A 23,700-nucleotide genomic window follows, 5' to 3' on the forward strand; every position below is an offset into this window, starting at 1 on the left:
GGGGCCGTCCGCTCATACCGGGGGATGAGGGCGGGCCGGGGACCGGGGCTCAGCCGGGCAGCACCACACCGGTCTCGTACGCGATCACCACGGCCTGCACCCGGTCCCGGGCGTCCAGCTTGGACAGGATGTGGGACACGTGCGTCTTGACCGTGGGCTCGGAGAGGAACAGCCGCTGCATGATCTCCCCGTTGGAGCACCCCTCGCCGATCAGCTCGAAGACCTCGCGCTCGCGGGCCGTGAGCGTGCCGAGCCGCGGGTCCTGCCACGGGTCCCGCGCCGGGGCCCCTCCGGCGCTGCCGCCCGCACGAGCCTGCGGGGTGCCGGGCGCGCCACCGAAGGGGGCACCACCGAGGGGAGCGCCGGGGTCGGCACCCGGTGCGGGAGCCGCGCCGAGCCACCGGGGCTCCTCCGGCGGCGTCGTGCCCCCGGACCCCGCGCGGGAGGCTTGGGACGCCCCGCCCGGAGCCGGTCGGTCCGCGGGCTGCAAGCCCCCGGACACCAGGTGGGAGAGCAGCCGCCGCGTGGTGGACGGTGCGATCACGGCGTCCCCGCGAGCCACGGTGCGGATCGCGTCCAGCAGCTCCTCGGGGCGGGCGTCCTTGAGCAGGAACCCGCTGGCGCCGGCCTGGATGCCCTCCAGGGCATACTCGTCCAGGTCGAACGTGGTGAGCACGATGATCCTGACCTCCGGGCGCCGCCGCAGGATCTCCCGGGTCGCGGCGATGCCGTCCATCCGGGGCATGCGCACGTCCATGAGGATCACGTCCGGGCACTGCTCCGGCGCCGCGGTGCGCACGGCCTCCACGGCGGCCACGCCGTCGTCCAGGTCCCCCACCACGGTGAGGTCCGGCTGCGAGTCCACGAGCATGCGGAAGCCGCCGCGCACGAGCGGCTGGTCGTCCACGATGAGCACGCGCACGGGTGCGGCGCCCAAAGTCTCTGCCATCATGTCTCCTCCCCCGGCAGGGTAGCGCGGACCACGAACACGTCCGCGCGCTCGGGGTGCGGGCCCGCGCTCAGGGTGCCCCCGTAGAGGCCCACGCGTTCGCGCAGCCCCTGCAGCCCGAAGCCCCCGCCGGGCGCGCGCGTGACGGCCCCGGCGCCGTCGTTGGTGATCTCCACCGCGGAGCCGGTGTCCCGGTGCTCCAGCACGATCCGCACGCTCGTGGCCTGCCACGCGTGCTTGAGGGCGTTGGTCAGGGCCTCCTGGACCACGCGGTACAGGGTCAGCTGCGCGCCCGGGGACAGGTGCGCGTCCCCGCTGACCAGGTACTCCACGGGCAGCCCGGCCGCGCGCACGGACGCCACGAGGTGCTGGATCTGCTCGAGCTGCGGCACGGGTGCGGTGCCCGTCCCGTCCTCGGTGCGCAGCACGCCCAGCAGCTTGCGCATCTCCGCGAGGGAGCCGCGCGCGGTCTCCGCGATGGTCCCCAGGGTCTCCACGGCCACCTCGGGGGTCGACGACGCCGCGTAGCGCGCCCCGTCCGCCTGCGCGATCACCACGGACAGCGAGTGCGCCACCACGTCGTGCATCTCCCGCGCGATCCGCGCCCGCTCGTCCTGGGCGGCCAGGCGCACCTCCTGCTCGCGCTCCACCTCCAGGCGCCGCGCGCGGTCCTCGAGCTGCTCCCGACGACGACGCCGCCCGCGCGCCAGATCCCCCGCCAGGAACGCGACCGTGACGATCGCCGCGGTGACCACCGTGAACATGGTGCCCGCGAGCGCCCACTCCAGCGTGGAGTAGCCGTCGAACATGAACAGGAACCAGTGGTTGCTGCGCACCCCCAGCACCACGCTGCCCAGCAGCGCCGCCGCGTACACGCGCCGCCCGGCGGGGGTGGGCGAGAGCTTCGCCGCGGTGTAGACCACGCACGGCACGGCCCACAGGCACAGCCCGATGGGTGCCACGTTGAGCACCAGCAGGCCCAGCAGGCTCAGGGCGCCCACGCAGTACGCCGTGGCCACGGGGTTGACCCGACGGAAGAACAGCGGGATCCAGCACGCGAGCGTGAACCACCACGTCCGCGTGTCTCCCAGTGACAACGCGGAGAAGAATGCCGTGACCACTCCGCCCAGGACCATGAGCACGGCGTTGCTCTGGTGGGGGTGGTCCTCCACCCAGCGGGCGAGTCTGATGTGTGCAGCCATGACGGGGGAAGCCTATCCGCCGGGGGCGGCCGGGCACGTCATCCCGCGGGACGAGAAACGCCCCGCGCTCCAGCCCCTGCCGGGGAGGAACGCGGGGCGTCCACGGTGGGCCGGTCGCGCGGCGCGCGGCGGGGCGCTCGGAGCAGTGCCGACGAGGCGCTGCAGCGGCCGCGCCTCAACCGGTCAGTTGAACCACTGGGTGGGCGGGCCCGCCGTGAGCAGCGCGGCGAAGAGCAGCACCACGAACACCAGCAGCGCCAGCCCGGAGAGCACCGGCCACCGCAGGATCACCGCGAGCAGCTTCTCGGCGGGCGTGCGCGCGGGTTCGCGCCCGGTCACGTCTCCCGCCACGGGGGCCGACGCCGCCGTGGCCGCAGTTCCCTCCGGGGAGCCGGACCCGGCCCCGCGCTGCGGCGAGGTGGCGGAGGAAGCCGGCCGTGCGGCGTCGTCGTGCGCGGTGGAACGGCCCGCGGGGGCCACGCGCCACGAGTCGGCGAGCAGGCCGCGGCGCTCCACGTGGCGCTCGAAGGGCACCGTGGCGAACGGGACGATCGACAGCAGCAGCCCCACCACACCGGTGGACGCGGGCCAGCGGCGGTCCGTCCAGACCACCACGGTGGCCACGCAGTAGCTCAGGAACACGAAGCCGTGGATCCCGCCGCCCACGCGCACGGGCAGGTCCCCGGCGTGGAGGACGTACTTGGCGAGCATGCCCAGGATCAGCAGCGCCCAGGTGACGGCCTCGGCGGTGGCGGCGGTGCGGTACAGCTTCCGGGGGCTCATGCGGCGTTCTCCTGATCGGGTTTGCTGGTGGCGTCGCGGACCTCGCCCACGAGCTCCTCCAGGACGTCCTCGAGCGCGACGATGTACACGGACTCGTCCGAGGTGCGGGAATCGCGGGCCACCTCGCCCACAAGGGCGAAGTGCGCGCCCTTGGCCTGCATGGTGCGGGTGACCTTGCGCAGCTTGTCCCCCGGGGCCACGCGCGCGAAGCGGCGCACGATCGCCGGGGGGATGGGCCGCTCGCGGGCGGTCTCGGGCAGGCCCAGCACGTCCTTGGCGTGGATGTAGCCCGCAAGCCGCTCGTCCGCGTCCCGCACGGGGAAGCGCGAGTAGCCGGTCTCCGCGCACAGCAGCTCCACGCCGGAGACCGTGATGTCCGAGGGCACGGTGCGCATGCCGGTCAGCGGCAGCGCGACGTCCGCCGCGGTCTTGTTCTCGAAGTTCAGGGCGCCGGTGAGCAGCCGGATCTCGTCGTTGTCCAGCAGACCCTCGCGCCCGGACTCGGCCACGAAGCCGCGGACGTCGTCCGAGGTGAACGCGGAGGCCACCTCGTCCTTGGGCTCCACCCGGAACAGCCAGCGCACCAGCTGGTTGGCGGTGGCGTTCATGATCCAGATGAACGGGCGGAACACCACCACGAACCCGTGCAGCACGGGACCCAGCACCTGTGCGACCCGGCTGGGCACCGCGATCGCGATGTTCTTGGGCACCATCTCGCCCAGGATCATGTGCAGGAACGTGACGATCAGCAGCGCGATCACCAGGGCGATCGGGTGCATGAGCGCCTCGGGCACGCCCAGCCAGTGCATGGGCACCTCGATCAGGTGTGCGATCGCGGGCTCACCCGCGGCACCGATCAGCAGCGAGCACGCGGTGATGCCCAGCTGCGTGGCGGCCAGGGACGTGGAGACGTTCTCGATGCCCTTGAGGGCGTACTTCGCGGAGCTCGAACCCTCTGCGGCCAGGGGTTCCAGCTGGTCCCGGCGGGCGGAGACCACCGCGAACTCGCTCGCCACGAAGAACGCGTTGCCGGCCAGCAGCAGGACCAGGATGATGATCGCGGTGCTCGTGGTCATCGCTGCTCCTCGTTCGGGTCTTCCTGGGACACGTCCTCGTCACGGTGGAAGCCGGGGGCTCCCCGGTTCTCGCCCTGGGACGCGCGGAACTCCTCTGCGGTCTCCGGCTCCCGGCCGTCCCCGCCCAGCGGATCGGGGCGCCCCGGGGGCTGCCACGCGGTGGACGTGGTGGAGCCGCCGCGCTCGTCGGGGTTGCCGCCCACGCGGTGCACCAGGATCCGGTCCACCCGGTGCTGGTCCATGCGCATCACGTCCAGGCGGATCTCCGCCTTGGTGGGCAGGTCGTCCTCGTCCCGGTGGTAGTGGTCCACGGCCTCCACGGTGAGGGTGTCCCCCACGCGCGGCAGCCGGTCCAGCTCCTCTGCCATCAGGCCGCCCAGGGTGTCGGACTCCTCGCCCTCGGGCATGTCCACGCGCAGCACGTCGCCCAGCTCGTCCGGGCGCAGCAGGCCCGAGACCACCAGGCCGCCGTCCCGGGTGCGGCGGAAGCGCTGCACGCGGGTGTCCTGCTCATCGTCGATCTCGCCCACGATCTCCTCGATGAGGTCCTCCAGGGTGACGATCCCGGCGGTGCCGCCGTACTCGTCCACCACCACGGCCATCTGCAGGCCCTTCACGCGCAGCTGGCGCATCAGGGGGTCCAGGGTCATGGACTCGGAGACCACGTCCGCGGGCACGCACACGTCGCTCACGCGCACCACGGCGCGCTCGTCGAACGGCACGGCAAGGGCGTGGGTGTAGTGCACCACGCCCACGATGTCGTCCACGGACTCCCCCGTGACGGGGAAGCGGGAGTGCCCGGTCTCGGAGGCCGTGAGCAGCATGTGCTCCACGGTGTCGTCCGCGTCCAGGAAGGTCACGCGGGGCCGGGGGCGCATCACGTCTGCGGCGGTGCGGTCCCCGAACTCGATCGAGCGGGCCACGAGCTCCGCGGTGCCCGCGTCCAGGGTGCCCTCGCGCCCGGAGCGGCTCACCACGGAGGCAAGCTCCTCCGCGGTGCGGGCGTTGGCCACGTCCTCGGTGGGCGTGAAGCCGAGCATGCGCAGCACCGCGTTGGCGGAGCTGTTGAGCAGGGACACGAGCCAGCCGAAGACCACCATGAACAGCTTCTGGGGCAGCACCACCACGCGGGTGACCCGCATGGGGTCCGCGATCGCCCAGTTCTTGGGCACCAGCTCGCTGAACACCATCTGCGTGAAGGTGGCCACGATGAAGGCGGCGGTGGTCGCGATGCCCACCGCGGCGGCGTCGGGAACCCCCGCCCACCCGAGGCCCTCGCTGAACAGTTCACCCAGGCTGGGCCCGGTGAGGAAGCCCGCCATGAGGCTCGTGACGGTGATGCCCAGCTGGGCACCGGAGAGGTTGGTGGAGGTCTTCTTCAGACTCTGCTCGATGGTCCCGGCCAGTTTGTCGCCGGACTGCTGGGCGCGCTGGACCGCTTGGCGGTCCACGGTGAGAAACGCGAACTCCACGGCCACGAACAGGGCGTTGGCCAGCACCAGGAAGATGAAGACGAGCAGAAGGAGCCAGGCTGTCAGCACCAGCTCACCTCGTGGTGCGACGTGAGCGCGCGCGGGGGCAACGGGGATCCGGTCGAACGGGAATCAGGGGAGCAGCGGAGCTGCGCCGGACTGTCCGACTCCTTGTCATCGGCCGAGGCGAGCGCACCGAGGTGCGCCGGGGGCCGGTTGTGTTGAGATGTCACGAAACAAGAATACCGAATCTGCACCACCGGCCCGCGGCTTGTGTCAGTTCGTGCGACCCAGGATGTGCTGGGCGCAGCTGCGGAGGTCCTCGGTGCGGAAGCGGTAGCCGCTGGCCAGCAGCTTGGACACGTCCACGCGCTGACTCGCGGCCACGAGCTCCTCGGTGGCCTGGGTGCCCAGCAGGGCCTTGGGTCCGGCCAGGGGCGTGGGGACCACTGCGGGCCGGTGCAGCACCCCGGCCACGGTCTTCGCGAACTGCTTCTGGCGCACGGGCTGCGGCGCGGCCACGTTGAACGGGCCCTCAGCGTCCTCGCTGAGCGCCAGGTGCGCCACCGCGCCGGCCATGTCGTCCAGTCCGATCCAGCTCTGCCACTGCTGCCCCCCGCCCAGAGGCCCGGACAGTCCCGCCTCCATGAGCGGCAGCTGGGGCTTGAGCAGCCCGCCCGTGGGCGAGAGCACCAGCCCGGTGCGGATGTTGACCACGCGCATGCCGTAGGCGGTGGCCCCGTGGGCGGCGCGCTCCCACGCACGGCACACCTCGGCCAGGAAGCCGTCCCCGGAGGGCGAGTCCTCCGTGAGGACCTCGTCCCCGCGGCCCGTTCCGTAGTAGCCCACGGCGGAGGAGACCACCAGGGCCCTGGGGCGCTTCTCCGCGGGCACCTGACCCAGGGCGCGCACCAGCAGCTCGGTGCTGTCCACTCGGGAGTTCATGATCTTCTTCTTGTTCTCCGCGGTGAAGCGGGTGGCGATGGACGCCCCGCCCAGGTGGACCACCACGTCCACACCTTCGAGGTCGTGCGGGTTCAGCACGCCCTTGTCCGGGTCCCAGCCGATCACGCCGTCCCCGGTGGACGCGCCGCGCTTCATGCGGATCACGGTGTGCCCGCCGGTCTCCAGCAGCGCGCACACCTGCGTGCCCACCAGACCGGACGAGCCGGCCACCGCAATGGTGAGCCGGGGTCCGTCGTGCTGGTCGTGGAACGCGAGGTCCGCCTTCAGCTGCCGCTCCCGGTAGGCGAAGATCCGGTTGAGCTGCGGGGTCATCACGCGCTCCCCCACGTCGTTGAGCTTGCCCGCCCACTGCGGCAGCGGCCGCACGGTGACCCGGTCCTGGATGAGCGTGCCGCCGGCCTCCGTCTCTTCGAAGACGTGGCGGTGCTCCCACTCCCCCAGCGGGCCCTTGGCCATGCGGTCCGTGAAGTAGTGCGGCGGGTCCCACTCCCCGTGCTCAGCGGTCCAGGGCAGGTGGACCATGCCGAACGTGCCCGGCACGGACACCCCCAGTTTGGCCTCGGAACCGGGTTCGATCCCGTCCGAGGGCGCCTGGCGCACCTGGTCCGGGCCACCGCCGAACGGCGGGGTCAGACGGGGCAGCGCCCCGGGGCGCTCGTGCCACGCGAACACCTGCTCCCGCGGCTGGGTCAGGCGGGTCTCGTGGACGTATTCGTGGGTCATGGCGCTGCCGTTTCCGTTCACTCGTGGGGCGGGTTGCTGGGGTCGATCAGCCGTTCTGGGGCACCTGGTCCACCAGCTCGTCGTCGCCGGGCTCGGCCGCGGGGGTCACGCGGCGCACCTGGCGCGAGTCCAGGACGCGTTCACGACGCCGCGGCTCCAGTGTCACCGGAGCACCCGTCTCCAGGGACTCCAGGATCGCCGCGTTCACGCGGACATCCAGCAGACCCTCCTCCCCGTCGGGCTCGGGGGCCACCCCCTGGCGCAGGCAGTCCACGAAGTACTGGGTCTCCCCGCCGAACTGCTCCACGGGGTCGTGCGCGAAGCTCTCGGAGGAGCCGTTCTTCGTGAGCGTGTACTCGATGCCGGTGTCCGGGCCGAAACCGAAGCACGGCTCCGCGGAGATCTCGCCCTCGGTGCCGGACACCGTGAAGCGCTCCACGGACTCGGACGCGTAGGAGATGGTGAACTGCGCGAGCCGGTCCCCGGGGAAGGTGAGGGTCACGGCCACGGTGTCGTCGAAGTTGAACTCGCGGCCCGGGGTGCGCACGCCCTTGGCGTAGACCTCCACCGGTTCGTCGTGGAAGAGGTTGCGCACCATGTTTTGCGGGTAGGTGCCCAGGTCCGGGATGGGGCCGCCCCAGTAGCCGGAGTGGCCGCGGTGGTTCTCCTCGGTGATGTCCTGGGAGAACGCGGCGGTGAAGTAGCGGGGGTCCCCGATGACCTTCTGGTCCCGGACCTTCTCGATCATCTCCACCGTGCCCGGCTCCTGGTGCAGGCGGTAGGCGAGCATCAGCGTGGCCCCGCTCTGCTCCGCGGCGTCGATGATGGCCTGGCAGTCCCCCACGGAGGTCTCCATGGGCTTCTCGAGCAGCACGTGGATGCCGGCCTTCAGCGCGGGCTCGGCGAACTCGCGGTGCCGGAACACGGGAGTGGCCACGTAGACGGCGTCCACGTCGCCGGACTCCAGCAGCGCGGGGTACTCCTCGTAGGAGTGCACGGCCACGCCGTACTCCTGGCCCAGCTCCTCGGCCTTCTCCGCGCTGGAGGTCACCAGCGCGGAGAGCTCGGCGCCCTCGGTCCGGTCCAGACCGGGGATGAACGCCTGCTGGGAGATCTGTCCCACGCCCACCACCGCAAAGCGGACCGGGCGGTCGTTCGGGATGCTGGCAACCATGGTGGTGAACCTCCGAGGGGTCGAGACTGCGGGTCACACCCACCCGTCAGTGGGCTGATGACGTGTTCCGCGTCCACTGTAGGCAGGCCCTCCGGCGCGTGTCAGCGCCCGTTCACCCACCGCGCACAGGCGCGGCATCCTCGCCGTTTCCCCGTGCCCGTCACCCGTTGTGGACCCGCCCCCGCCTCGTCCCGTGCGCCGTCCCGCACGACGACGCCGCCGCGGCCTTCCCTGCGCGGGCGCCCCGGGGTTCACCCTCCGGCCCTACAGCTCCCGCGCGTTGGCCAGCACCGGGATGGACGTCCGGGTGCGCTCCACGAGGTCCATGTCCAGGTCCACGACCGTGTAGTCCTGGGCGTCCCCCAGGGAGGCCACCACGGATCCGTCCGGGGCGACGACGAGGCTGTGCCCCACCCCGCGCGGGGCCTTCTCCGGGTTCTCCACCCCCGCGGCGAGCGGGTTCGCCTGGCCCACGGCCACCACCCAGGAGGTGGTGTCCAGCGCGCGGGCGCGCGCCAGCAGCTCCCACTGCTCCACCTTGCCCGGCCCGTCACCCCAGGACGCACCGACCACGGTGACCGTGGCGCCGTCGTGCGCGAGCCGAGTGAACAGGCGCGGAAAGCGGATGTCGTAGCACGTGGCCACACCCACGGTGGTGCCCCCCACGGGGAAGGTGACCGGTTCGTCGCCGGGGTCCACGGTGTCGGACTCCAGGAAGCCGAACGCGTCGAAGAGGTGGATCTTGGCGTAGCCGCGCACGGCGCCGTCCGTCAGGGCGATCAGCGTGGTGTTGCGCACGCGCTCGCCGTCCCCGGGGGTGAACATGCCCGCGACGATCGCCACCGAGTGCTCGCGCGCGAGATCGGCGACGGCGCTCGCCCACGGCCCGTCCAGCGGCTCGGCAACGTCAGTGAGGCGGCGCCCGAACGCCAACATCGTGGCCTCGGGAAGCACGAGCAGGTCCGCGCGGTCCTCGCCCGCGCGCCGCGCGAGATCCGCGACGGCCCGCAGGTTTTCCGCGGGGTCGTAGGTGCTGAGCAGCTGTCCGAGGGCGATGCGCATGCCTGCCACCCTAGAGGCCCCGCCAGCCTTCGGAAAGAGCAAAGCACGCCAGTGGAACGGTGTCGTTCGTGCGGGATCTGTGCTTATCCTCGACACCCGCGCCGGGCCCCCGGCACGGGCGTCGATTCCGGAACGAGAACTGCATGACCCGCAACCGGACCGCTCTCTTCGCCGTCTCGGCCGCGTGGCTCGCCGTGCTGCTCGCGGTGGTTCTCGGCCTCGCGCTGGGCGGACCGATGGTGCCCTTCGCGGTCCTCGTCGGGATCGTCGCGGTGGCCGTCACCAGGTTCTGGGCCGTGCGCCTCAACCGCGTCCAGCAGTAGTCGCGGGGTCCTGCTCAGGCGTTGCGCGCGATCTTCACCGCGCTGACGATCAGCGGGATCTGCAGCGGCAGCCGCCCGTACGCGATCGCCTGCCGGGCGGGTGCCGCATTGCGCGAGTCCCACGCCATCTTCATGTTCCCCGGCCACACGCCCACGAACAGCGCTGCGGACACCGCCCCGCCGATCCTGCGAGTGCGCGGCACGAGCAGCAGCGCCGCGGTGGCCAGCTCCGCATATCCCGAACCGAGGGACCACTGCCGCGCGGTGCCCGGCAGCTGCTCCGGGATCAGCGCGTCGAACGGTTGCGGTTTCACCAGGTGCAGCACGCCCATCCCGGTCAGAGCCAGCCCGGAGAGCACGGCGGAGCGGTTGGCCTTGCGGCGAGTGGTCGTCAGTGTCCTGTTCATCCCCTCACCGTACCCATGCGCCTCGCCGCGGGGTTCGCAGGTCCACCCGCAGCGGTCGGCGACGCCGCTCGCGCCCACCGCGCGCCGCACCCGTGACCCTCGGGCCCAGCGCTCCGTTCGGCGCGGGGCCGCCCACCCCTCGAGGACACCTGCCGTACCCGCAGCTGCGGGCAGGCCGTCGGAGAACTCTGCCGGGCGGCGTCGTTCCCAGCGCCGGACGCGCGCCCTACGCTGGGAGGCGAGCAGCGACGTCGTCGAACGAGGAGGCGGTCATGGACCCCTTTGTGACCCCGCAGTGGCTGGCCGAGCACCGGGACGAGGTGGTGCTCGCGGACGCGCGGATGTACCTGGACGGGCGCAACGCCGAGGCCGAGTACCTGCAGGGGCACCTGCCGGGCGCCGTGTTCGTGGACGTGGGCGCGGACCTCGCGGAGCACGGGCGCCCCGAGGGTGGCCGGCACCCGCTGCCCACGCCCGAGCACTTCGCTGCGGCCATGTCCCGCGCGGGCATCGGGGACTCCACCACGGTGGTGGCCTACGACGACGCCGGCGGCGTGATGGCCGCGCGTCTCGTGTGGATGCTGCGCACCACCGGCCACCGTGCCGCCCTGCTGGACGGCGGCCTGGACGCCTTCCCCACCGACGAGCGGGAGCGGCACCGCACCGTGCTGCCCACCGCCGAGTTCACGCCCGCCCCGTGGCCGCGCGAGGCACTGGCCACCATTGACGAGGCGACCCACGGTCCCGTGGTGGTGGACGCCCGGGACCGCACGCGCTTCGCCGGGCACACCCCGGACCCCGTGGATCCCCGCTCCGGGCACATCCCCGGTGCCGTGAACGTGCCGTGCCGCGAGCACCTGCGGGAGGACAGGACCCTGCAGCCCGTCGAGGCGCTGCGGGAGCGTTTCGAGGCCGCCGGGGTCACGGACGCCTCCCGGATGATCTCCTACTGCGGCTCCGGGGTCACGGCGTGCCACAACCTGCTCGTGGCCGAGCACGCCGGACTGGGCAACGGGCGACTGTTCCCCGGCAGCTGGTCCCAGTACTCCCACACGGACCGCCCGGTGGAGACGTCCCCCACCAGCTGAACCGACCGTCAGGCTACTGACACACTCCCCACCGCAGTGCCAAGATGGAGCACACGACAGTGGCTCAGGCCACCCCGACAGCAGGAGGCATCACATGACTCAGCAGCCCGAGAACACGGACCCCATCGCGTCGGCAGGCCAGATCGACGACCCCGACCAGCCCACCACGGTGCACGGCAAGGACGACTCCCGCGCCGGGCGCGACACCCAGCCCGACGAGAGCTCGGCGGACGGGGACCCCGAACAACCGGGCTCCCGGCACCGTTCCGCCGGGGCGCCCGTGCGGGGCGACGCCGCCACGGCCACCTCCGCGCCCCACGGCACCGCCCGGGACGGTCGCACCGTCGAGGACGAGCACGGGGGCAAGCCCCCCAAGGCCCTGCGCGAGACCGGCTTCCCGATCGTGGAGGAGGGCACGGTGGATGCCCAGCACAGCCGCGATGTGGACTCCGAGGCACTGGCCGGGACCCGCAAGTTCCAGCCGCGCCCCGGGGACGCCAACCCCAACATCTCCGACAACCCGCAGGACCGCCTGGACCACGCCGGCCAGTCGGAGCACGCCCGCGGAGCCGGTGAGCGCGCGTCCGGCGAGGGTGCCCGCTCCGGTGCGGACACCGTCCGGGACGAGCCCGCTGCGGCGGCCCACGTGGCCGGTCCCCGCGGGGGCGTGCCGGACGGGGCCGTGCATGTGGAGGCGGATGCGTCCGAGACCGGGCGCCGCGTCTCCGGTGGGCCGGGCGCGGAGCACAACACTGCGGACGGGCGTGACCCCCGGGCCGGGGACGAGGACAACGACGCCTCGCAGTACCAGGACCCCCGGGACGTGCCCGAGGTGGAGCCCGTGCGCCACTCCCAGATGGTGGAGGACCGCGTGCAGGAGCAGGAGCGGGACTACGACCTCGGCACCACCGAGGACGGCGAGCGCTACCTCACCCCGAGGGACACCCCGGAGGTCTGAGCACCTCAGCCCTCGAGGGCCCGCCCGTCCCTGGGCAGGCCCATCCACGCCCGGCCGGAACGCCTTCCGGCCGGGCGTCGTCGTGCTCGGCGCCGGGACCGCCCGCGGCTCATCGGACAGGTTGTCCCCCGAAGAGCAGTGACTTCTTGCCCGCGCATCACCGCAGGTCAGCTCGGGAAACTCTGCCGATCGGCGGGCACTGTATGCAGGTGCATCATCACGACTCGGTTACGGCCCCGATGTGATCTTGCGCTCGCCGCCCCCAGTTGCGAATCTGTTTGCTATGGCGAAGCGAATTCACTCCCGGACGTGGCTGGCCGCGGCCGCGGTCCTCGGCGCGGTCGCGGTGACCGGATGTGCGGGCGGGCCCTCCCCGGAGCCCCAGGGAACCACTGCGACGAGCAGTCCCGCGAGCGCGGGCGGCTCCACGGAGAGCGCGCTGCCGCAGGCGCAGGGCGTGACCCCGGCGGAGGCGAACAGCGCCGACACCTACGAGCTCACGCAGACGTACACGGACCCGGACAAGCTGTTCACGGTCAAGTACCCCAAGGACTGGACCGCGCAGCAGAACCGGGGCTACCTGGAGCTCACGAGCCCGAACGGGAAGGTCACCGGAACGGTGGCCTCCACCAAGGCCCGCCCGCCCAAGGGGGACTGGTTCACCCGGCCGTCCCATCCGCTGATCGGCCACGAGACGCCCCTCGGTGAGCAGCTGAAGACCAAGGTGTACACGTACGCGAGCTACATCGCCGCGCCCTCCCACAAGGACACGGGAGACTCCGTGCTGTGGGGCCTCACCGAGTCCGACAACAAGGGGATCGTGCACCTGAAGAACAAGGGCAACCCTGCGGAGCTGTGGGCGGAATTCCACTACGGCCCGGTCAACGAGGGCAACCGGCCACTGTCCCAGCGCAAGGGCGTGGAGCTGGTCAACGAGATCAACCAGACGGACGATGCCGGCACCGTGGACGCGATCCTGAAGTCCGTCCGCGCCGGCGCGTAGGGTCCCCCATCACCCACGGTCCGTCATTGCGGGGCACACCGAGCGGGGAGGGGAACCGGCGCGGTCATCCTGGCAGCACACCGAGCACCACGTTCACCGTGGCCGCCAGGATGACCGTGCTGAAGATGTAGGACAGCAGGCAGTGGCGCAGGATGATGGCGCGCAGGCCCGTGGTCACCACGTTGTTGTCCGAGACCTGGAACGTCATGCCCAGGTTGAAGGAGAAGTACAGGAAGTCCACGTAGCGCGGCGCGTCCTGGGTGTTGAAGTCGATTCCGCCCGTGGGCTTCTTGTAGTACTCGTGGGCGTAGCGCGCCCCGTACATCAGGTGCAGCATGGCCCACGTGAGCAGGATGCCCAGCAGCCCCAGCACGGCTCCGGTGGTGCGGGCCTCGGTGCCTCCGCGCACCAGGATCACCATGATGGTCAGCAGGTTCACCAGGGACAGCGCCACCACGAGCGCTTCCTGCACGATGGGCTGGAAGTCCTCCCGCACGGAGTTCTCCCCGGTGCGCTCGGCGGACATGGGCCACAGTACGGACACCGCCATCACCACGTAGGCCAGGGACACCGCGCACGCCCCCACCAGCACCACCAGCAGCCCGTCCAGGAACAGTGCCGAGGCGGCCCCGGCGGCCACCCCGATCACCACCGCGGCGGCAAGTCTCACGTGGGCGGAGATGGGCCGCCGGTCGGTCGTCGCCATGCGTCCAGGCTAGTGGGCGCGCCCGGGCGGCGTGGCGGCGTCGTTCCGGTGACTCCGGTGCAGGCGCGGCCGCGCGCCCGCTCCGGCAGGTCCGTGAGGCAGGGTGCTCAGCGCAGCGCCACGGGGAGGCTCTCGAGCAGCCGCAGCCAGATCTCGGAGACCGTGGGATAGCTGGGCACGGCGTGGCGCAGCAGCTTCACGGGCACCCGCCCCACGATCGCGATCGTCGCCCCGTGCACCAGTTCGGTGGCCTCCGGTCCCACGAACGTGGCACCCAGGAGGCACCCCGAGTCCTCGTCCACCACCAGTGTGGCGCGCCCGGCGGCGTCGTCCCGCAGCAGGGCGGCACCCGCGGCACCGGTGATCGGGGCCTCCGCGACGACGACGCCGTGCCCCGCCTCCCGCGCTCCGGCCTCGGTCATGCCCACGGCACCGACCGGGGGATCGGTGAACACGGCCTGCGGCACGGGAACGGGACCGTCCGGGGCGGTCTCGTGCCGTCCGGCGAGCCGGGAGCCTAGCACTCGGGCCTCGTACTTGCCCCAGTGGGTGAGCAGGGCGGTGCCGGCGGCGTCCCCGATCAGGTGCAGCCAGTCCGGCAGCCGCCCGGCGTGGGCGTCCTCCGGGGTGCCCCCCACGGACTCCAGCCCCAGGTCGGTGAGGCGCGGTGTGCGGCCGGTGGCCACGAGCACCTCGTCCACCTCCAGCGGATCGCCCGTGGTGCGCAGCCGGACCGTGCCGCCGTGGATCCGGCCGAGACCGGTGTCCCGTGCGTCCTCGCGGTGGGCGGTCTCCACAGTTGTGTTCAGCCGCACGTCCACCCCGGCGTCCTCCAGGCCCGCGCGGACGAGCTCCCCCACGAACGGTTCGTTCTTCGCGAGCAGCGCGTCGCCGCGCACGAGCAGCGTGACGGAGGAGCCGAGCGCGGCCAGCCAGGTGGCGGCCTCCACAGCCACCACGCCGCCGCCCACGATCGCCAGGCGCGGCGGGACCTCCACGACCCCGGTGGCGTCCTTGGAGCTCCACGCGTGCAGACCCTCCAGGGCGGGCGGGACCACCTCGACGGAGCCGGTGGCGATTACCACCGCTCGCCGGGCGGCCAGCGTCCGCTCGCCGTCCGGACCGGTGACCCGGACGGTGCGGGGCCCCGTGATCTCGCCGTGCCCGCGCACCACGCGCAGACCGGCGCCCTCCGCCCAGCGGACCTGCCCGGCGTCGTCGTAGTGGGAGACCCACGCGTCCCGGCGCGCGAGCAGCTCCCGCACCCGGACGGCCGGGGAGTCCACGCCGTCCAGGTGCGCGGCGGTGCGCGCCACCTCCACGGGGCGCAGCAGGGCCTTGCTGGGCATGCACGCGTAGTAGGAGCAGTCCCCACCCATGAGGGCCTCCTCCACGATGACGGCGGAGAGCCCGCCCTCGTGGGCGTACTGCGCCACGTTCTCCCCCGCGGGCCCGCCGCCGATCACGACGACGTCCGCGACGTCCTCCGCGCTCGTGCCGGTTTCCGGGGTGCTCTGGTTCGCGGTGGTCATGAGGGCTCCGTTCGTCGTGGGTGTGGGGCGAGTCTAGAAGAATGGTGCGCACCGCTGTTCCCGGGGCGGCCCCGGCGCTGGTTGCCCAACCGCGTCCATGCGCGGGCGTGTGCGATGCTGACGAGATGACTCAGCTGACCCGCCAGGAAAATGTCTTCGTCCTCGACATTAGTGACTCGCCCGAGGGCGACCACCGCTTCACGTACGAGCGGATGCAGGCCATCGACGCCGCGCTCACGCAGGTGGAGTCCACACCGGGGGATCTCGCGCTGGTGATCACGGCGCAGGGCAAGTTCTTCTCGAACGGTCTCGTGCCGGATCTGTTCGTCGAGCCCGGATACGGCAAGGCGTTCCAGGGGCTCCTCGCCCGTCTCCTGGTCCTGGAGGTCCCCACCGTCTGCGCGGCCAACGGCCACTGCTACGGCGGTGGGCTGCTGCTGGCCCTGGCGTGCGACGAGCGCTGCGCCCGGTCGGAGCGCGGGTTCCTGTGCCTCCCGGAGACCTCCATCGGGGTCCCGTTCACCTCCGGGCTAACCGCCCTGGTCTCCGCACGCCTCACGCCGCGCGAGGTCCACCGTGCGATGATCCTGTCCCAGCGCTACGACGCCCCCGCGGCCGCCGCGGCAGGAATTGTCGACGACGCCGTTCCCGGCGCGGATCTGCTGGCCCACGCCGTGCGCCGGGCCGGTGAGCTGAGCCCGCTCCGCGGCTCCGTCCTGGCCACGAACAAGCGGCGGCGGTACGCGGACGTGGTGGACGCGCTGCACCGCCCGGAGCAGCTCACCGTAAAGTCGGGCGCCTGAGCCAACCTCTTGATGCTGTGCGTACGCGGCGCACCACCCGAGTCACACTGTCTTCGCGCCAGCATGTCGCGGGACGGGTGGGACTGGCGCGGTGGGCTCACGCCCGCCCGTGTTCCACGGCCGGTGACAACTGAAAGAAGCCGCAGCACCCAACGAACGCAAGAAGTCAGTGCGTGATAGGGACAGTGGCGTCCCACGACCACGCGTCTAACCGAGGGCATTCGCCCAGGGGTGCTCGACCGCAGCTGTAGAGAAGCACGGCAGTGGGATCACCGGTGGGTGAGTTGGGGAAGAGCCGATCCAGTAGTGGCGTGCACAAGGTCGCGGGTGGCTTCCATTCCAGACGCAGGCCACAGGCCATGTCATAGGTGTGGACAAGGACCTCGACGGCACCCATTGCAGCGAACCCGGAGCCGTCCGACACTCCATAGGGTGCCAGCCCGTGGCCTCGGGCTGGGCGTTCTCGACGGCCAGCTCAAGCATTCGGCCGCACATGGCGATTGCGTCAAGAATCTGGCGGTTAGTTGCGTTCGGATCGATCACGGCGTCAATGGGCAGATAGTTGTCCTGGGGTTCGGCGATCATCTGGGACGCGTAGGAGAACAGATCGTCTGCCACGTGCGCCGCCGTGTCACGGCAGGACCACTCCACGTCGCCGGCGGGCACTACCCACGAGGTGTTCACGACTGCACTCAACAACGACCGCATCTGCATGACCGAATTGCCGAGCACTTTCGTCATCAAATCCATGCTTAGAGACTAGTGCCGCGGCTCCCCGCAGCACCCCGAGGTTTCTTTGCGTAGTTGGGTGTGAGGGGACGGAGACGCGCCGCCGCCCCCAGGGAGGTCGGGCTGGGGTCATCGTGATCAGCCGGTTGTCATATGGCGCGGGCTGATGTTCTCCCCGAGGTGCACCGTGGTCAAGGCCGAGGAGTCATGGCTGTCCTCCGGGACCAACCGCATCTCAAAGATGGGCCTGTCCGCTTCCGCAGGCCATTGCGAGACGAGGCGCCGCGAACCGGGCCCTCTCCTCGGAGAGTTCGGCAGCAAGTTGCGGGCCGAGGGCCTCATCCGGAAGAGGGTGAAACCCCAGCTTCCGGTAGTAGGGGGCATTCCACGGGACGTCGGCGAAGGTGGTCAGCGTCAGCCGTTCATCGCCGCGGTCGCGCGCCCACGAGGCGACGGCATCGACCAGGTCTGCTCCGATGCGCTGCCCGACATGATCTGGGTGAACGCTGACCTGCTCGAGGTGAGCGCTCCCGTCGCGCTCGACGGCTAGGGCGTAGGCCACGACCTGGTCGTCGACCGTGGCAACCCTCACCCGGCCGTCCGATGCATGCCCCGAGAGTTGCTGGACATCGGGCAAGGGGTCGTCGGCAATCTCCGGCATCCCAATCGAGCGGAAAGCCTCTCCCGCGGCGGCTTCAATGGTCGGCAGGCTGAGCACGTCTGCAGGGAATGCTAGACGAATCACGGGCATCTACTCAAAGACCTTGGGTGCTGAGACGGCAACGGGTAACGCCGTAGCGGATGAATAAGGACACAGCCGAGGCACGGGGAAAGCAGTCACTCGCGGTGGAATGCCTGCGCACACTCTATAGCGTGGGCGACCTGCCGGGCTTGCGCGACCGAGTCCACAACAACCGCGTATCGATTTCCCGCACGGGTTGCGATGTCGACTCGGCCCTTCCCACCCGTGCTGAGTCGGACGCCACGGGGGGACTTTGCTCGACCTGTCACAACCCAATTCACAAAGCCGTGATTGAGACCGTCGTCCTCGTGAGTACAGACAGAGGCGATGTCGGGCAGCAGCAGGGAGCGGCGATAGAGGGGTGCCAGGAGTGTCACCGTCCCGGCTTCCGGATCAACCGACACACCCACTGACAGCCTTGCCGATGCCAGCCGATTACCACGGGACGTGACGTGCATGCGACCTGTGTCGCTCAAGCTTCACCACCCCGATCCTGTCTAGCGCATGTTTAATCTTCGCTCGGCGCACATACTAGTGACATCCACTACTGTCTGATACCTGAGGACTCGGACGAGATCACGATCATCCAGTCGTCCGCCCGCAACGGCCTACGCACGTCCTGAGCGGCATCCCCTGGCCGGTCCATCCGGATGAGCATATGGCAGGGTGTCGAAAGTGCGGTCGCTGAATCGTCTCTAGTGCAGGAGGGCGAACGGCGCTCTCCCTGAGCAGTACAAGGAGAACTCCACCATGCGATACGTACTTGCTTTCCATGCTGAGGAACCAGGCATCAGCACCGAGGAGCAGCCGTCGGCAGAGGAGATGGCCGAGATGCAGCAGTTGATGACCGACTTCGCCGACTCGCTCGAGGCTGCCGGGGTCATGGTGGCCGCCGAGATGCTCACCCCATCGCCGACTGCCTCGACGGTGACGCGACGCAATGGCAAGACGGTCATCGAGGATGGTCCCTTCGCGGCGACGAAAGAAGCATTGGCCGGTGTGTTCGTGATCGATGTTCCCGACCGCGAGGCGGCACTGGCGTGGGCAGAGCGGTTCCCTGGCGCGAGTTATGGAACAGTCGAGGTGCGTGCAGCGGGGGTTTCCTACGTCGATGGCAGCTGGCGCCAGTAGTCGCAGCAATGACGTCTCCTGACGTGGAGCAGGCGGTGGTTCTGACCCACGATGACTGGGGCAGGATCATCGCCTTGCTTTCTGTACGAGACGGCGATATCGCCGGTGCAGAGGATGCAGTAGCCGGTGCGGCTGAGCGCGCCCTTCATACCTGGCCCAGCAAGGGCATCCCGCAGAATCCCTCCGGGTGGATCTATCGCACTGCGCTGAACCTTCGACGCGATGTCTGGAAGTCCGCCGCGCACCGAACCAGCGTCGAGCTGAACTCGGAAGTACACGAAGCGCTACACCCCAGCATCAACGCAGGGCTCGATGAGCTCCCCGACAGCCGCCTCCAACTTCTCGCAGCCTGCGCACACCCCGACATCGATCCCGCCACTCGCCCACTGCTCATGCTGTCTGCAGTCCTCGGGCTCCCTACCCGACGTATCGCGGAAGGAATGATCCTGCCCGCCGCGACAGTGGCAGCGCGGCTGACCCGAGCGAAGAAGAAGATCGCCACGAATGGTCTTCAGATGCACGTGCCCGACCGATCCGAACTGCATGCGTGCCTCTCGTCCATCCACGAAGCCATCTACGGGGTGTTCACCATCGAGTGGGCCAATGCGGCAACGGATCTGCGCGAAGACCTCGCTGGAGAAGCGGTCTATCTCTCTGAACTAGTTTCCGCCCTCTGCCCCGATGATGGAGAGTCTCACGGACTTGCCGCTCTCATCCACCTGTCAGTGGCACGGTTCAACGCACGACGGAGCCCCAGCGGCGCGCTGGTGCCTCTCGACGATCAAGACCCAACCATGTGGAACGCAAGCCATCTGGCGAAGGGTGAATGGCATCTTCGTGAAGTCCACCGATGCGGAGAAATCGGCCGCTACGCCATCGAAGCGAGCATCCAAGCCCTCCACATGCAAGGTGTGCGCACTGGAAAACCAAACTGGCATGCCCTACTACGGCAACACGACCACCTTCTACGGATCGCCCCCTCGTTAGGAGCACGAGTTTCCAGAGCCGCAACTCTTCAGCATGCGGAAGGAGGAGCCGCGGCCCTGGCCGCCCTCAGCAGCCTCCCAAAAGCAGCGGAGAGCTACCAACCCGCATGGGTCTTGCGAAGCCATCTCTACCGCGCCATGGGGAGAAACCAAGACGCCATCTCGACACTAGAGCGAGCCATGACTCTGACCACAATCACCAGTGAACACGAGCACTTAGCGAAGCTGCTCACTCGATGGAAACAACGCGCGTAGCGCGCAGCGTGCCGCACACAGCGTCTTGGCGTGCCTGTCATCTCACGACTCTCGTCGCCAGATAGAAAGCACACCCCTACGGACCAGTCTATCGTAGCGGGATACTGAGCTAGTGCGCGAGCAGGGTATCGCCCAGCGACAGGTGGCCCGGTTTGTGTACGCTTGGTCAGACGGGCGACCGCGGCTATAACCGCGGACGCCCGTGACATTGTGTGTTGGCTAACGAGACATGCGAGCTAATCGGCCCGTCGGATTCCGTCCGAGGGCGAAAGGGCGTCGGGAATGCATGCTGGCCCATTCACGGCTTAGGACGAAAACTTTCCTTCCCCTGATGATGCCCAGCTCGATCGATCAGACGCGCGGACCATTTCCGCTCCTACAGCAGTTCCTCCATCGGTTACTACTGTCTCAGAGGACCGGGAGCTTCTGCAACGATAGTTGGCGCTCATAGAAACTGTGTCGCGTGCAGTGCTATCACGGTCGCAGTCACTGCCAGCCAAAGGTGCGCAAGTGCGGGAGCGTGAGCTTCTACTGGAGATCGCGTATATAGGCTGCGTTCCCGAGAATCGCTGGTTTGTACCTGTCAATGTCCGCCGTGGTGACGTGCTCGGCGATCACTTGGAGAAGGGTCGCGATGGCATCATTGGGGCGGCCTGCCGCATGCATCGTCACGGCTTGGAAGGTCGCCAGCGAGGGCGAATCAGGGAAGGTCTGCCGGGCCGTTCTGAACACGGGCTCATCCGAATCCAGGGTGTAGTCGGGGTCTGAACCCGCCGGTCTCGAGCAGGGATCTGGCGATGTAGTTGGTCAGGTTGCGGAACCCCAGCGCCGAGCCGCGCAGGTGCTCGAGCCTGCCGTTGATCGCCTCGGTGGGCCCGTTGGAGGTGCTGGGCCGGTCGAAGTAGGCCAGGACGTCGGCGGCGCGCTTCTTCAGCGTCCTGCCGAGCTTGGTGATCTCGACCAGGGCCTTGGGGACGCCGGTGCTGATCGAGTCGATGAGCCGGGCCATCAGCTCGCGGCCGTGGCGCCGGTTCTCGTGGCGGTAGGCGGCGATCATGCGCTGGTAGACGCTCCAGGTGACCTCGACCTCGACGTGGGCGTCGTCGGCGAACAGGGTGTCCAGTCGGTCCTTCTGCTTGTCGTTGAGCAGGTCGGCGCCGGTGGACAGGGTCCGGCGGGCGGCATAGAGCGGGTCGCCCTTGCGGCCGCGGTGCCCACAGATGGCCTGCTGAACTCGCCGTCGGCACTCATCGAGCGCCTCGCCAGCGAGGCGCGTGACGTGGAAGGGATCTAGCACGGTCACCACGTCGGGCAGTTCCTCGACGGCGGCGGTCTTGAACCCGGTGAAGCCGTCCATCGCGACCACCTCCACGCCGTCGCGCCACTCCTGCGGGCGGTCGGCCAGCCAGGTCTTGAACGCCTGCTTGGAGCGTCCTTCGACCATGTCCAGCAGCCGTGCCGGGCCGGTGCCATCTCGCACTGGGGTGAGGTCGATGATCACGGTGACGTACCTGTCGCCGCGACGGGTGTGCCTCCACACGTGCTCATCGACCCCGACGACCTTCACCCCCTCGAAGCGGTGCTCCTCGTCGATCAGCACCCGCTTGCCCTCGGCCATAACGGCGTCGTTGGCGGTGTCCCAGGCCACCCCGAGCCCCTCGGCGACCCGAGCCACGGTCAGGTGCTGGACCACGATCCCTTCCAGCGCCCACCGCAGAGCGCGCCGAGACAACTTGGCCCGGGGCTCGGCCGCGGCGGTGGTGTCCTGGCGCCACACATACCCGCAGCCGCTGCAGCGGTAACGGCGCACGACGACCTCCAGCGTCGTGGGCCGCCAGCCCAGTGGTTCGTGGGCAAGCCGTCGGACCACGGTGTCACGTGGTCTCCCTTCGCAGCCGCAGCGCCGGCACCACTGGTCGGGCTCGACCACCTGACAGGCCAATACGGCACGATCCGGCTCGAGTCGCTGCCCGGTGACAACGAGGCCGAGTTCGTCGAGGCGGCAGAAGGCAGTCAGGTCGGGGCTGGCGAACGCATCAGCGCGCCCGCCGACGGTAGCGGGCTCTTCCCAGATGAGGGTGTAGCGCACGTCGCGCGGCGGGCCGGCGCGTCGGTGGCCGGATAGAGGTCGAGGTCTCCCGAGGATGAGAGCTCCTACACACTCAGCCCGAAAGACCTCGACGTGCACGACGCTACCGTCGGCGGGCGCGCTGATGCGTTCGCCAGCCCCGACCTGACTGCCTTCTGCCGCCTCGACGAACTCGGCCTCGTTGTCACCGGGCAGCGACTCGAGCCGGATCGTGCCGTATTGGCCTGTCAGGTGGTCGAGCCCGACCAGTGGTGCCGGCGCTGCGGCTGCGAAGGGAGACCACGTGACACCGTGGTCCGACGGCTTGCCCACGAACCACTGGGCTGGCGGCCCACGACGCTGGAGGTCGTCGTGCGCCGTTACCGCTGCAGCGGCTGCGGGTATGTGTGGCGCCAGGACACCACCGCCGCGGCCGAGCCCCGGGCCAAGTTGTCTCGGCGCGCTCTGCGGTGGGCGCTGGAAGGGATCGTGGTCCAGCACCTGACCGTGGCTCGGGTCGCCGAGGGGCTCGGGGTGGCCTGGGACACCGCCAACGACGCCGTTATGGCCGAGGGCAAGCGGGTGCTGATCGACGAGGAGCACCGCTTCGAGGGGGTGAAGGTCGTCGGGGTCGATGAGCACGTGTGGAGGCACACCCGTCGCGGCGACAGGTACGTCACCGTGATCATCGACCTCACCCCAGTGCGAGATGGCACCGGCCCGGCACGGCTGCTGGACATGGTCGAAGGACGCTCCAAGCAGGCGTTCAAGACCTGGCTGGCCGACCGCCCGCAGGAGTGGCGCGACGGCGTGGAGGTGGTCGCGATGGACGGCTTCACCGGGTTCAAGACCGCCGCCGTCGAGGAACTGCCCGACGTGGTGACCGTGCTAGATCCCTTCCACGTCACGCGCCTCGCTGGCGAGGCGCTCGATGAGTGCCGACGGCGAGTTCAGCAGGCCATCTGTGGGCACCGCGGCCGCAAGGGCGACCCGCTCTATGCCGCCCGCCGGACCCTGTCCACCGGCGCCGACCTGCTCAACGACAAGCAGAAGGACCGACTGGACACCCTGTTCGCCGACGACGCCCACGTCGAGGTCGAGGTCACCTGGAGCGTCTACCAGCGCATGATCGCCGCCTACCGCCACGAGAACCGGCGCCACGGCCGCGAGCTGATGGCCCGGCTCATCGACTCGATCAGCACCGGCGTCCCCAAGGCCCTGGTCGAGATCACCAAGCTCGGCAGGACGCTGAAGAAGCGCGCCGCCGACGTCCTGGCCTACTTCGACCGGCCCAGCACCTCCAACGGGCCCACCGAGGCGATCAACGGCAGGCTCGAGCACCTGCGCGGCTCGGCGCTGGGGTTCCGCAACCTGACCAACTACATCGCCAGATCCCTGCTCGAGACCGGCGGGTTCAGACCCCGACTACACCCTGGATTCGGATGAGCCCGGTAGCGTCGTGCACGTCGAGGTCTTTCGGGCTGAGTGTGTAGGAGCTCTCATCCTCGGGAGACCTCGACCTCTATCCGGCCACCGACGCGCCGGCCCGCCGCGCGACGTGC

At 70.1% G+C, this 23,700-nt stretch carries 22 protein-coding genes; 8 read left to right on the forward strand and 14 right to left on the reverse strand.

From position 1 onward, the window contains the following. Nucleotides 1–49 precede the first annotated feature (49 nt). The 8 genes from DNL27_RS11705 to DNL27_RS11740 form a co-directional block, all read right to left on the reverse strand. On the reverse strand, nucleotides 50–949 hold the full coding sequence (locus DNL27_RS11705) for a response regulator transcription factor (protein WP_112235653.1): 900 nt from the start codon (nucleotides 947–949) through the stop codon (nucleotides 50–52). Beyond that, complete coding sequence (locus DNL27_RS11710) at nucleotides 949–2,151, reverse strand: sensor histidine kinase (protein WP_112235654.1); 1,203 nt, start codon at nucleotides 2,149–2,151, stop codon at nucleotides 949–951. Before DNL27_RS11710 ends, DNL27_RS11705 begins: the two co-directional genes overlap by 1 nt. Before the next feature lie 183 nt (nucleotides 2,152–2,334). Then, complete coding sequence (locus tag DNL27_RS11715) at nucleotides 2,335–2,934, reverse strand: DUF3817 domain-containing protein (protein ID WP_012399248.1); 600 nt, start codon at nucleotides 2,932–2,934, stop codon at nucleotides 2,335–2,337. Beyond that, nucleotides 2,931–4,010 carry a hemolysin family protein gene (locus DNL27_RS11720; protein WP_112235655.1) on the reverse strand — a complete coding sequence of 360 codons (1,080 nt, stop codon included), beginning with the start codon at nucleotides 4,008–4,010 and terminating at the stop codon, nucleotides 2,931–2,933. Before DNL27_RS11720 ends, DNL27_RS11715 begins: the two co-directional genes overlap by 4 nt. Beyond that, nucleotides 4,007–5,551, reverse strand: coding sequence for a hemolysin family protein (locus DNL27_RS11725; protein WP_012399250.1), 1,545 nt, complete (start codon nucleotides 5,549–5,551; stop codon nucleotides 4,007–4,009). The genes DNL27_RS11720 and DNL27_RS11725 overlap by 4 nt, the downstream gene beginning before the upstream one ends. A 207-nt stretch (nucleotides 5,552–5,758) precedes the next feature. Further along, the gene (locus DNL27_RS11730) at nucleotides 5,759–7,171 is read right to left on the reverse strand and encodes a TIGR01777 family oxidoreductase (RefSeq protein ID WP_058954958.1); all 1,413 of its coding nucleotides are present in this window, start codon (nucleotides 7,169–7,171) and stop codon (nucleotides 5,759–5,761) included. A gap of 46 nt (nucleotides 7,172–7,217) precedes the next feature. Continuing rightward, a complete protein-coding gene (locus DNL27_RS11735) occupies nucleotides 7,218–8,345 on the reverse strand; it encodes a Gfo/Idh/MocA family protein (protein ID WP_112235656.1) in 1,128 nt (375 codons plus the stop codon). A gap of 264 nt (nucleotides 8,346–8,609) precedes the next feature. Further along, nucleotides 8,610–9,407, reverse strand: coding sequence for a carbon-nitrogen hydrolase family protein (locus DNL27_RS11740; protein WP_112235657.1), 798 nt, complete (start codon nucleotides 9,405–9,407; stop codon nucleotides 8,610–8,612). 143 nt (nucleotides 9,408–9,550) lie between these two features. Here DNL27_RS11740 and DNL27_RS11745 point away from each other — a divergent pair, with 143 nt between their 5' ends. Beyond that, a complete protein-coding gene (locus DNL27_RS11745; protein WP_112235658.1) occupies nucleotides 9,551–9,730 on the forward strand; it encodes a hypothetical protein in 180 nt (59 codons plus the stop codon). Nucleotides 9,731–9,744: 14 nt separating this feature from the next. Here DNL27_RS11745 and DNL27_RS11750 read toward each other — a convergent pair whose 3' ends face one another. After that, entirely contained in the window at nucleotides 9,745–10,137 is a 393-nt protein-coding gene (locus DNL27_RS11750) for a membrane protein (protein ID WP_012399255.1), read from the reverse strand. A 272-nt stretch (nucleotides 10,138–10,409) separates the two neighbouring features. On the opposite strand from DNL27_RS11750, the gene DNL27_RS11755 reads away from it, so the two are divergent. From DNL27_RS11755 to DNL27_RS11765, 3 genes are all read left to right on the forward strand, one after another. After that, nucleotides 10,410–11,225 (forward strand): sulfurtransferase, encoded by an 816-nt coding sequence (locus DNL27_RS11755; RefSeq protein ID WP_112235659.1) that lies wholly within the window; start codon nucleotides 10,410–10,412, stop codon nucleotides 11,223–11,225. Nucleotides 11,226–11,319: 94 nt separating this feature from the next. Next, the gene (locus tag DNL27_RS11760) at nucleotides 11,320–12,183 is read left to right on the forward strand and encodes a hypothetical protein (RefSeq protein WP_112235660.1); all 864 of its coding nucleotides are present in this window, start codon (nucleotides 11,320–11,322) and stop codon (nucleotides 12,181–12,183) included. Nucleotides 12,184–12,466: 283 nt separating this feature from the next. Next, nucleotides 12,467–13,186 (forward strand): hypothetical protein, encoded by a 720-nt coding sequence (locus DNL27_RS11765; protein WP_239494381.1) that lies wholly within the window; start codon nucleotides 12,467–12,469, stop codon nucleotides 13,184–13,186. A 64-nt stretch (nucleotides 13,187–13,250) separates the two neighbouring features. Here the strand turns inward: DNL27_RS11765 and DNL27_RS11770 are convergent, their stop codons facing one another. Beyond that, on the reverse strand, nucleotides 13,251–13,892 hold the full coding sequence (locus DNL27_RS11770) for a DUF1345 domain-containing protein (protein ID WP_112235661.1): 642 nt from the start codon (nucleotides 13,890–13,892) through the stop codon (nucleotides 13,251–13,253). Between the two features lie 107 nt (nucleotides 13,893–13,999). Beyond that, nucleotides 14,000–15,424: an NAD(P)/FAD-dependent oxidoreductase gene (locus DNL27_RS11775; RefSeq protein WP_112235662.1), complete on the reverse strand. Its 1,425-nt coding sequence runs from the start codon at nucleotides 15,422–15,424 to the stop codon at nucleotides 14,000–14,002. A gap of 125 nt (nucleotides 15,425–15,549) precedes the next feature. Here DNL27_RS11775 and DNL27_RS11780 point away from each other — a divergent pair, with 125 nt between their 5' ends. Then, on the forward strand, nucleotides 15,550–16,227 hold the full coding sequence (locus DNL27_RS11780; RefSeq protein ID WP_112235663.1) for an enoyl-CoA hydratase/isomerase family protein: 678 nt from the start codon (nucleotides 15,550–15,552) through the stop codon (nucleotides 16,225–16,227). 207 nt (nucleotides 16,228–16,434) lie between these two features. Here the strand turns inward: DNL27_RS11780 and DNL27_RS11785 are convergent, their stop codons facing one another. Together DNL27_RS11785 and DNL27_RS11790 are read right to left on the reverse strand one after the other, a co-directional pair. Beyond that, nucleotides 16,435–16,977, reverse strand: coding sequence for a hypothetical protein (locus tag DNL27_RS11785; RefSeq protein WP_239494383.1), 543 nt, complete (start codon nucleotides 16,975–16,977; stop codon nucleotides 16,435–16,437). A 214-nt stretch (nucleotides 16,978–17,191) separates the two neighbouring features. Continuing rightward, on the reverse strand, nucleotides 17,192–17,707 hold the full coding sequence (locus tag DNL27_RS11790; protein WP_112235664.1) for a GNAT family N-acetyltransferase: 516 nt from the start codon (nucleotides 17,705–17,707) through the stop codon (nucleotides 17,192–17,194). A 741-nt stretch (nucleotides 17,708–18,448) separates the two neighbouring features. Between DNL27_RS11790 and DNL27_RS11795 the strand changes: the two genes are divergently transcribed. Both DNL27_RS11795 and DNL27_RS11800 read left to right on the forward strand, forming a co-directional pair. Beyond that, nucleotides 18,449–18,829 carry a YciI family protein gene (locus DNL27_RS11795; RefSeq protein WP_112235665.1) on the forward strand — a complete coding sequence of 127 codons (381 nt, stop codon included), beginning with the start codon at nucleotides 18,449–18,451 and terminating at the stop codon, nucleotides 18,827–18,829. Between the two features lie 23 nt (nucleotides 18,830–18,852). After that, nucleotides 18,853–20,070, forward strand: coding sequence for an RNA polymerase sigma factor (locus DNL27_RS11800; RefSeq protein ID WP_239494385.1), 1,218 nt, complete (start codon nucleotides 18,853–18,855; stop codon nucleotides 20,068–20,070). A 736-nt stretch (nucleotides 20,071–20,806) separates the two neighbouring features. Here the strand turns inward: DNL27_RS11800 and DNL27_RS11810 are convergent. Continuing rightward, nucleotides 20,807–22,144, reverse strand: coding sequence for an ISL3-like element ISPfr3 family transposase (locus tag DNL27_RS11810; protein WP_112235784.1), 1,338 nt, complete (start codon nucleotides 22,142–22,144; stop codon nucleotides 20,807–20,809). 108 nt (nucleotides 22,145–22,252) lie between these two features. Between DNL27_RS11810 and DNL27_RS11815 the strand changes: the two genes are divergently transcribed. Then, the gene (locus tag DNL27_RS11815) at nucleotides 22,253–23,584 is read left to right on the forward strand and encodes an ISL3-like element ISPfr3 family transposase (protein ID WP_087137594.1); all 1,332 of its coding nucleotides are present in this window, start codon (nucleotides 22,253–22,255) and stop codon (nucleotides 23,582–23,584) included. Nucleotides 23,585–23,700: the final 116 nt, after the last annotated feature.

The organism is Kocuria sp. BT304 (genome assembly GCF_003290245.1).
Classification (GTDB): Bacteria; Actinomycetota; Actinomycetes; order Actinomycetales; family Micrococcaceae; genus Kocuria; species Kocuria rhizophila_A.

Excerpts from the sequence above, each read along its gene's own strand:
- DNL27_RS11705 (WP_112235653.1), bottom strand. The coding sequence starts at position 949 with ATGGCAGAGACTTTGGGCGCCGCACCCGTGCGCGTGCTCATCGTGGAC.
- DNL27_RS11710 (WP_112235654.1), bottom strand. The coding sequence starts at position 2,151 with ATGGCTGCACACATCAGACTCGCCCGCTGGGTGGAGGACCACCCCCAC.
- DNL27_RS11715 (WP_012399248.1), bottom strand. The coding sequence starts at position 2,934 with ATGAGCCCCCGGAAGCTGTACCGCACCGCCGCCACCGCCGAGGCCGTC.
- DNL27_RS11720 (WP_112235655.1), bottom strand. The coding sequence starts at position 4,010 with ATGACCACGAGCACCGCGATCATCATCCTGGTCCTGCTGCTGGCCGGC.
- DNL27_RS11730 (WP_058954958.1), bottom strand. The coding sequence starts at position 7,171 with ATGACCCACGAATACGTCCACGAGACCCGCCTGACCCAGCCGCGGGAG.
- DNL27_RS11735 (WP_112235656.1), bottom strand. The coding sequence starts at position 8,345 with ATGGTTGCCAGCATCCCGAACGACCGCCCGGTCCGCTTTGCGGTGGTG.
- DNL27_RS11740 (WP_112235657.1), bottom strand. The coding sequence starts at position 9,407 with ATGCGCATCGCCCTCGGACAGCTGCTCAGCACCTACGACCCCGCGGAA.
- DNL27_RS11745 (WP_112235658.1), top strand. The coding sequence starts at position 9,551 with ATGACCCGCAACCGGACCGCTCTCTTCGCCGTCTCGGCCGCGTGGCTC.
- DNL27_RS11750 (WP_012399255.1), bottom strand. The coding sequence starts at position 10,137 with ATGAACAGGACACTGACGACCACTCGCCGCAAGGCCAACCGCTCCGCC.
- DNL27_RS11755 (WP_112235659.1), top strand. The coding sequence starts at position 10,410 with ATGGACCCCTTTGTGACCCCGCAGTGGCTGGCCGAGCACCGGGACGAG.
- DNL27_RS11760 (WP_112235660.1), top strand. The coding sequence starts at position 11,320 with ATGACTCAGCAGCCCGAGAACACGGACCCCATCGCGTCGGCAGGCCAG.
- DNL27_RS11765 (WP_239494381.1), top strand. The coding sequence starts at position 12,467 with ATGGCGAAGCGAATTCACTCCCGGACGTGGCTGGCCGCGGCCGCGGTC.
- DNL27_RS11770 (WP_112235661.1), bottom strand. The coding sequence starts at position 13,892 with ATGGCGACGACCGACCGGCGGCCCATCTCCGCCCACGTGAGACTTGCC.
- DNL27_RS11775 (WP_112235662.1), bottom strand. The coding sequence starts at position 15,424 with ATGACCACCGCGAACCAGAGCACCCCGGAAACCGGCACGAGCGCGGAG.
- DNL27_RS11780 (WP_112235663.1), top strand. The coding sequence starts at position 15,550 with ATGACTCAGCTGACCCGCCAGGAAAATGTCTTCGTCCTCGACATTAGT.
- DNL27_RS11785 (WP_239494383.1), bottom strand. The coding sequence starts at position 16,977 with ATGGATTTGATGACGAAAGTGCTCGGCAATTCGGTCATGCAGATGCGG.
- DNL27_RS11790 (WP_112235664.1), bottom strand. The coding sequence starts at position 17,707 with ATGCCCGTGATTCGTCTAGCATTCCCTGCAGACGTGCTCAGCCTGCCG.
- DNL27_RS11795 (WP_112235665.1), top strand. The coding sequence starts at position 18,449 with ATGCGATACGTACTTGCTTTCCATGCTGAGGAACCAGGCATCAGCACC.